Below are 8,452 nucleotides of genomic sequence, written 5' to 3' on the forward strand. Positions count from 1 at the left end.
CATATATATTTATCTTTTCAAGAGGTTTATATTTTAAGATTTTGATATATTTGAATTTTATCTGAATCTAAAATAGATATAAAAGTGTCACATTTTTTGAATGAATTTGCGGGTATTTGTCGTTTACCACGACTGGATACTATGCAAAATATCAATTTAAAAATGATAAATTACTTAGCAAAAAAGGGAGAATTTTCTAAATGCGTTACTACAAATTTTTACTGGTTTCAGCTTTATTATTTATGGCATCGGGCTGTGCTGAACTAGGACAAAAAGCGGTTGCCTATCCAAGTGTTAGTTTATCTGGCTTACAGCTTTTAAGCTCTGGATATTCTAAACAAAATTATGAAGTGCAACTCAAAATTGATAATCCTAATGCGTTTCCATTACCATTGAGCAAATTAGATTATGAATTGTTGCTTAATGATACGGTGTTTGCTTCAGGTGTGAATGAAGAGGCAGTCACTATCCCTGCAAATGCTGCGGAAACGATTACATTGCAAGTCACAAGCAATTTTGCAAGCCTTTATGAGCAAGCTCTTTCGCTTGGTAGCAGTATTTTAGGAGGTAATACCAGCCGACAATTTGACTATGGCCTTAAAGGAAATTTATTTTTTGCAGAATGGTTGCCACAAGTACCTTATGACTATTCGGGTAAGGTTGATCTCGGTTTTGGTAGTTTAAAACAGGATTCAAGTCAGTAAAAAGCACCCTTTTTTTGAAATCCAAACGATTATTCATTCTTAATTTGTTTGGGTTTCTCTGAGTCTATTACATCATAACTAGTTGATGGTACTATTAAATTGTAATTTGGACTTGAAATAATTTAGTTTAATAAGTTGTGGATGTGATTTTAAGTCAATCTATGATCTTTTAAATGGCCATAACGTGGTGCATCACGACCATTAAAAATCAAAGAAAATCTATTTTTCGCCCCGTACTTAAATAGCAATATTTTAAGCAAATGGGAGTCAACAGATGTAGGTCAAATTGTAATAATTCAAAATTCAAGAAATGTGAAGTTATTTGTATTTTTATTATTTCAGCAATTACGCATTTTTTTTCATTAACGCTTCAACCAACACAGGTAAAGCTTTATTTAAATAATTTTTAATATCTTTAACAACAACTTGAGAGGTTTGTGCCATTGCTTCTTGTACGCGCTCATTAATAATTTTCTCAAGCTGCTCATTCAAAGCCTGAATTTGCCCCTCGCTTAAACCACTTTCTGCTGCTTCATCACCTTTACTCACAATATCCTTGAGCGTTGGTAATTTATCTTTTTTCCCCATCGTGGAATATCCTTATATCGCTTACCAAAATTGTATTTTTATGAGTAAAATACGACTATTGACACGGCCTTTGCTTCAATAATCACACCAATTATTTCCAAAATAAGGCTAAATTTACTCCCAATAAATTGTAGCTCTTTTATATTCAATAATAATCAAATAAAACTTATCAAACTCTATTTTACTTATCATAGAGTTATCTATTTCGATTATCTGCTTGCATTATTTTTGATACTTTAATGAAACCATACAAAATAAGCTTGTTTTTATACCTAAAATCCCGTAAGCTTTGACCTACGTGTTTAAAACTTTTTATGGACACTGGTTTAGTTTGGAATCTAGTTTTTTATTGTGACGTTACATCTTTGTATGAAATATTATTAGTTAAGCTAGGGTTTCAATTTTTTGATTGACCTCCCCTTGTGGGAGTTATGTAGTATGAGGCTTTTTATGAAATTAGGTACCGTTAAATGGTTCAACGAAACCCGTGGCTTTGGTTTCATTTCTCCACAGGATGGCGATAAAGATGTATTTGTGCATTTCTCCAGCATCCAAAAAGAAGGTTTTAAAACCTTGAATGAAGGGCAAACCGTTGAATATGATGTACGCATGGGACCAAAAGGGCCTCAAGCGACAGTTTGTATACCTCTTTAAACTATTAAAATAGTTTAAAAAATTTAGCCCGTAAGCCCATTGGTTAACGGGTTTTTTTATGTCTTCTTTTAATTCAAAAATTAATCAAAAAAGCCTGTGTATACTCATCAAGCCGTTTTACTACAAGAAGCTGTTACCTGTTTAAATATTCAACCAGAAGGCATTTATGTTGATGGTACATTTGGACGTGGTGGCCATAGCCGTGCAATCTTATCTCAACTCAGCGAACAAGGCCGTTTAATTGGACTGGATCAAGACCCAGAAGCGGTTGCCGCTGGCCATGCTTTAGCTGAACAAGACCCTCGATTTCAAATACTTCATTCTGATTTTGCCTCGGTGGCTCAAGTGATTGCTGGGCTGAATTTGTCGGGAAAAATTAATGGTTTTCTACTCGATTTAGGTGTGTCTTCTCCACAATTAGATGATCCTGAGCGTGGATTTAGTTTTATGCGTGATGGTGCTTTAGATATGCGTATGAATCCAACTCAAGGTCAAAGTTTAACTCAATGGTTAAAATATGCTAAAGAACGAGAAATTGTCGATATTATCAAACGCTATGGTGAAGAACGTCATGCAAAACGGATTACTCGCGCCATTGTAACTGAAAGAGATGTAAAACCGATTGAAACCACGGCTCATCTTGCTGATATTGTGGCAAAAGCACATCCTGCTTGGGAAATTGGTAAGCATCCTGCCACTAAAACATTTCAAGCCTTACGCATTTTTATTAATCAGGAATTAGAGCAGATTGAAACTGTTCTGCCGCAAAGTTTGGAGATACTTGCTCCTCAAGGCCGTTTGGCAGTGATTAGTTTCCACTCGCTAGAAGATCGGTTAGTTAAGCGCTTTATTCGAGAAGAGGCTAAAGGGGATGACTTTCCAGCACATTTACCTGTGACTGTCGATATGTTAAATCCTAAATTAAAACCGCTTGGCAAAGCTATTTACCCTTCTGAAACCGAAATGCAACATAATCCGCGTGCCAGAAGTGCGGTATTAAGAGCGGCTGAACGTTTGAGTTAATTTTGCTGATTATGACAGGATACAATTTGCTATGATAAGGCTTTTCCAATCAACCCATACACTAATAATGATACGAACACTTTTTTTAGGATTTTTACTTGTATTTATAGCGAGTTGTGGCTTTCAGTTACGTGGCAACATAAACTATGGTATTAGTAGCGTTTATATACAATCAGAGGCAGCTGACATCGTAGCCAATCAAGTGAAGCAATATTTAACTACCCAACCCAATATCACTTTGACGACATCTCCTAAAAATACGGATGTGGTTGTTTTGCTAAGCGAGCAGAAATTAGACCGTCGTGTACTCAGCATTTCTGCTAGTTCTGGCCGTTTGGAGGAGGTCGAACTGAGTTTTAAGATTAATGTTGAAATGCGTCAATCTGATGACACTATATTATTGGAACAGCAAACTTTAAGTTACATTCGAGACTATAGTTACAACGAAAAAGCCGTCTTGGCCATGGGAGCTGAAGAAGAATTATTACGCAAAGAATTATTACAAGAAACCACCTTGCAAATTCTACGCATGTTACAAATTGTCAGCAAACAAGTTGAATTAAAATCGAAAAAACCATAAAATAAATTGAATTATCTACTTTATATTCAGTCTATTAAGAGTGCAATCTATTTCGTGATCTAAATCAAGTTGCACTCCAATATATCAATATTATGCTTTGCTTAAATCAGCCGCTTGTAAAGTATTTTCTAATAAACTCGCCACTGTCATAGGTCCAACTCCACCCGGTACAGGTGTAATCCAACCCGCTTGTTGTTGTGCTGTCATATATTCAACATCTCCAGCTAATTTGCCAGATTTTAGACGATTAATACCCACATCAATCACAATCGCTCCTGCTTTGATCCATTCACCCTTAATCATTTCAGGTTGGCCAACAGCCGCAATCACAATATCCGCATTTTTTATTTTTTGAATCAAACCTTTAGTTCGACTATGACAAACGGTGATAGTGCAACGTGCTGCAAGCAATTCTAAAGCCATTGGTCGCCCAACAATATTGGATTGTCCAACAATAACTGCATCTAATCCCACTAAATCTATACCTGTTTTTTCCAACATGGTCATAACACCTTTTGGTGTACAGGGGCGTAATACAGGCATTCTCAATGCCAAACGTCCTACATTATAGGGGTGAAAACCATCCACATCTTTTTCGGCTCTAATCTGTTCTATTACTTTTTGTTCATCAATATGACTGGGTAAGGGTAATTGCACTAAAATGCCGTCAATCTTATCATCTTGATTTAATTGGTCTAACAAACTTAATAACTCAAGTTCAGAGGTTTCAACTGGCAATTGGTGTTGCTCTGAAATAATACCCACTTCATGGCAAGCACGATGTTTATTTTTCACATACACTTTTGAGGCAGGGTTTTCCCCCACTAAAATCACTGCTAAACTGGGTGCACGTAATCCCTCAGCTAAGCGTATATCTACTTGTTTTTTTATGGTTTGACGTAATTCTTTCGCGATAGCTTTACCGTCTAAAACCTGTGCTGTCATATCGATTCCTTATTCAAGCAGTTAAAAAAATATTCTACTGCAAAAATGGATCGTTGTGTAAATCAATACGCTAAACAACAGGCATTATGCAAGGCAACAGTATTTGTCCAATAGAAATTTTGCTCTTCAGCACTGTTTTGAATTCTATAGTCAATTTCGTTTTGGGTGTTAGGACTGGCAGTCCTGTTATTGTTTAAATATCAATCAGTTTTAAAATCTAGGACTGCCAGTCCTGTATCACCTTAAAGTAAAACGACTATAATAATTAAAAATCCATCAATAGCTATAAATAGTTATTTTGATCGTTTTATATCTAAAAACAAGCAATTATAAGTGGTATCATCATTGATAAATAACAAGCATGAGATTTATATTGCACCTAATCAACTGAAAAATATCATGTGTTTCATGGTTTTTGCATTAATGTCTGAAACAATAACCTGATAAATTATCATGTAAAAAACAGCAATAAAAAATATTGATTTTAATCTGTCCGAGGCAACTCAATATTAAACGCTGATTTTGAAAGATATTCATCAATGGTAGGCTTTTTTGTTTATTGCTAGAAGGCCATAATTAAAATTCGATATTGCCAATTATTATGAAGAAAAACTATTATAACATTCTCGAAATTTCCCCTCAGGCAACCACTGAGCAAGTCAAAATGGCCGTCGTACAGCTCGGCAGGAAATATGCGGCTAAAGCTCAGAAAAATAAGGTTGCGCGTACTAAACTTGATGACATCCAACAAGCATACAAGGTGTTATCTCACCCTCAGCGTCGCAAATATCATGATGAAGACTTGGCAGAACAAAACCTGAATACGCCACAACCAGTGGAGCAAAAGCAACCAAGTCAAACTATTACAGCAAAACGGGATAAATTACGGGAATTAACTAAGCTTTTTTTAAACTCACGTCCAATTGCAGAACAAAGCCTGAATACGCCAAAACCAGTGGAGCAAAAGCAACCAAGTCAAACTGTTACAACAAAATGGAGTAAGTTGCAGGAATTAACCAAACTTTTTTTAAACTCAAAGTCAATTGCACAACAAAACCTGAATACACCACAACCAATAAAACACAATCAATCGAGTCAACCTATTGCAGCAAAACAGGATAAATTACGGGAACTAACCAAGCTTCCTTTAAATTCAAGGCAAATTGAAGCCAAAAAAAACAGTTATGGCTTATTTAGTGACGAGACGATTTTATTTTATTCTAAGCCACATTTTTTATCCTGTTTAGATATTGCTGCACTGACTTTGATCATTTTATCTTCTTATTTGTATATCACCGATCCGTTAAAAGATTATATGCCAATGGTCACTTTATGGTTGCCTAGCCAGCTCAGTACGGTTTTACCTCAGCTCTCACTTTGGAAACTGGGTATGGGGACGATGTTAATCATGGGCATTGCTATCGAGTTGGAAGTCATTGTCAATAAGTTTTCGACTGAATTATTGCTGACTCAAAATCGGATTATTACCAAAACAGGAGCTTTAGGCAATAAAAAGATCGAGATTAAACTAAATGCAATGGAAAGTGTCAGTATTCAACAAAGTTTGCTAGGGCGTTTATTTAATTATGGTGCAATGATTATTACAGGTACAGGACAGGGAAAAGTGGTGCTTAGAAATATTGCAGCTCCACATAAGATGAGCCATTTAATTTGGTTTCATATCAAAGCTAAAAAAGAATAGAAACTTTAGCTCAAAGGCTGCCACTTATTAATCAACAGGCAGTCTTGTTTATAGTTTCTCATCTCTAGTCATCTTCAGTTATTCCCGTCAATTGACTACTTAGACGTGGTACAAGCTCACTGAAAATGCCTGCTAAATCTTTACGGTTAAGTTTGTTAGCTCGCAAACCGTCAATTTCCAGCTTTAATTCTGTAAATAAGCGACTGTTCTTCTCATTTTGTTGCCGAACTTGTTGAATAAAATCTTTTAGAATATCCCGCAATTGTTTCTGTTCATGGGTAAATTTGGCACTGGCTTGATTTAATTTCTGTTCAAACTGTTGTTCTAAATTACCAACCGCTGTTTGCAAGTCAGTGTGCTGGGTTTGATTGTTCTGCTGTTCTGTACTGAATTGCTTGTTTAGTTGAGCCACTTCTTGGGTTAACTGTTGTTTAATCGCTTGTAGCTCGCTATTAAACTGTTGTTCAACCTTGTTAATTTCTTGCTGTAACGCCGCATTTAAATCAACATATTGCGAGTCTAATTGGCCTAAATGGGAATCGTATTGATTAACGTATTGACCAAATAAAAGACTACGAATCTGTTCTAAATTTTCCTGAGTTCCTACCTGATTCATATGACTGCTCCTGTTGCATGTAATAACATCTCTTCTGCATGAGCTAAGGTTTGTTCTGTCATTTCCACACCACCTAACATTCGCGCTAACTCCTCAATCCGCTGCTGACGCTTAAGCCAATGCAACTGGGTATGTGTACTCTGAGTATTAATGGTTTTCTTGACTTGCAAATGCTGGTCGCCTTGACTAGCTACTTGCGGTAAATGAGTGATGCATAAAATTTGTCGCTGCTGACCTAAATCACGTAGCAATTGCCCGACAATTTCAGCTACGCCACCACTAATACCTACGTCCACTTCATCAAATATCAAGGTAGGTACACCACTATGTTGTGCAGTAATGACTTGAATCGCTAAACTGATGCGTGAAAGCTCACCGCCTGATGCAACTTTATGCAACGGTTTTGGCGCGTGTCCTGGATTGGTTGAAACCAGAAAGTTAATATTATCCATACCATATAAACTAGGCACTGCTTCAGGATTGGCATTTACAGCAATCACCAATTGACCGCCTGACATGCCTAATTGCTGCATATTTTCAGTAATCTTGACCGCTAAATCGTCAGCAATGTGTTCACGTTGTTGATGTAATTGTTCCGCAGCATGTTGATAATGTTCAAAGGTTTTCTGTAGCTGTAATTCTAGCTCTGCCGCCCGTTGTTCATAATTTTCTAACTCATTCAACTGAGCATTTAATTTTTCAAAATAAGCCGGTAAAGCTTGATAATGCACTTTATGCTTACGCGCCATATCTTGTAATTTAGCTAAATACTGTTCTACAAACTGTAAACGCTCGGGGTCTAATTCTAAATGATCGATATAATGACGTAATTCACTACTGGCTTCTTGAGCTTGAATTAAAGCTTCATTGAGTAAATTATTGATATTGTCCAAACGACTATCATATTGCTGTGATTCTGTTAGTAAATTAACCGCTTGGCTAAAATCTGATAAAATGGTGCTGTTGGTTTCACCATCTAATAAACTCAATACAGTTTGACTGTTTTCCAATAACTTTTGAGCATGGGCTAAACGCTGATGTTCTTCTTCAATCTTTTGAATGCTATCGGCGGTTAATTCCAAGGTTTCTAATTCTTGAACTTGATAGCGTAATAATGCTAAACGGGCTTCTCGATCCTGACCGTTACCACCAAGCTGGGTTAATTCAGTCTGACATTGTTTCCACTTCAGATAAACTTGTTGTACCGCCTGCAATACTGTTAAATCTGTTGCTAAATCATCTAAAGTACGACGTTGAATTTCTGATTTTAAGAGTGATTGATGCGCATGTTGCCCATGAATATCCACTAATAAATCGCCGAAACTTCTTAAATTTTGTACAGAAACCGCAGTTTGATTAATTGAGGCTTTCGAGCGGCCATTTTTACTGATAAGGCGTTTAATTGTCACCGTCTCAGTATCTGAATTTAGATTTTGGCTTTGTAACCAAGCCCGAGTCATTTCTGTATTATGAAATTGGGCTTCAATTTGTGCATGATCGCAATCTTGCCTCACACTACCACTGTCTGCTCGGCCGCCTAATATCAGCCCTAGCGCATCAATCAGAATGGATTTACCTGCACCTGTTTCCCCTGTAATAATGGTCAGACCTTTATCAAGTTGAAGTTGTGATGTTTCTAC

At 36.6% G+C, this 8,452-nt stretch carries 9 protein-coding genes; 5 read left to right on the forward strand and 4 right to left on the reverse strand.

All coding sequences use genetic code 11. The features are described from left to right. Positions 1 to 200: 200 nt before the first annotated feature. Entirely contained in the window at positions 201 to 704 is a 504-nt protein-coding gene (locus ABXH34_RS15920; protein ID WP_353572874.1) for an LEA/WHy family protein, read from the forward strand. Positions 705 to 1,049: 345 nt separating this feature from the next. Here the strand turns inward: ABXH34_RS15920 and ABXH34_RS15925 are convergent, their stop codons facing one another. Then, positions 1,050 to 1,292, reverse strand: coding sequence for a hypothetical protein (locus ABXH34_RS15925; protein WP_353572875.1), 243 nt, complete (start codon positions 1,290 to 1,292; stop codon positions 1,050 to 1,052). Positions 1,293 to 1,742: 450 nt separating this feature from the next. Between ABXH34_RS15925 and ABXH34_RS15930 the strand changes: the two genes are divergently transcribed. The 3 genes from ABXH34_RS15930 (at position 1,743) to ABXH34_RS15940 (ending at position 3,549) form a co-directional block, all read left to right on the forward strand. Then, entirely contained in the window at positions 1,743 to 1,946 is a 204-nt protein-coding gene (locus ABXH34_RS15930) for a cold-shock protein (protein WP_353572876.1), read from the forward strand. Positions 1,947 to 2,042: 96 nt separating this feature from the next. Further along, a complete protein-coding gene (rsmH, locus tag ABXH34_RS15935; RefSeq protein ID WP_353572877.1) occupies positions 2,043 to 2,969 on the forward strand; it encodes a 16S rRNA (cytosine(1402)-N(4))-methyltransferase RsmH in 927 nt (308 codons plus the stop codon). A 67-nt stretch (positions 2,970 to 3,036) separates the two neighbouring features. Continuing rightward, positions 3,037 to 3,549, forward strand: a complete 513-nt coding sequence (locus tag ABXH34_RS15940) for an LPS-assembly lipoprotein LptE (protein ID WP_353572878.1) — start codon at positions 3,037 to 3,039, stop codon at positions 3,547 to 3,549. Positions 3,550 to 3,639: 90 nt separating this feature from the next. On the opposite strand, the gene folD is transcribed toward ABXH34_RS15940, so the two are convergent. Beyond that, positions 3,640 to 4,494 (reverse strand): bifunctional methylenetetrahydrofolate dehydrogenase/methenyltetrahydrofolate cyclohydrolase FolD, encoded by an 855-nt coding sequence (folD, locus tag ABXH34_RS15945; protein WP_353572879.1) that lies wholly within the window; start codon positions 4,492 to 4,494, stop codon positions 3,640 to 3,642. Between the two features lie 601 nt (positions 4,495 to 5,095). On the opposite strand from folD, the gene ABXH34_RS15950 reads away from it, so the two are divergent. Next, on the forward strand, positions 5,096 to 6,196 hold the full coding sequence (locus tag ABXH34_RS15950; protein ID WP_353572880.1) for a PH domain-containing protein: 1,101 nt from the start codon (positions 5,096 to 5,098) through the stop codon (positions 6,194 to 6,196). Positions 6,197 to 6,260: 64 nt separating this feature from the next. Here the strand turns inward: ABXH34_RS15950 and ABXH34_RS15955 are convergent, their stop codons facing one another. Together ABXH34_RS15955 and recN are read right to left on the reverse strand one after the other, a co-directional pair. Beyond that, a complete protein-coding gene (locus ABXH34_RS15955; RefSeq protein ID WP_353572881.1) occupies positions 6,261 to 6,812 on the reverse strand; it encodes a hypothetical protein in 552 nt (183 codons plus the stop codon). Further along, positions 6,809 to 8,452: DNA repair protein RecN (gene recN / locus ABXH34_RS15960; RefSeq protein WP_353572882.1), on the reverse strand; the 1,644-nt coding region annotated here is incomplete at its 5' end. The genes recN and ABXH34_RS15955, both read right to left, overlap by 4 nt.

The sequence above is a fragment of the Candidatus Albibeggiatoa sp. nov. BB20 genome, from assembly GCA_016744725.1.
GTDB lineage: Bacteria > Pseudomonadota > Gammaproteobacteria > Beggiatoales > Beggiatoaceae > Albibeggiatoa.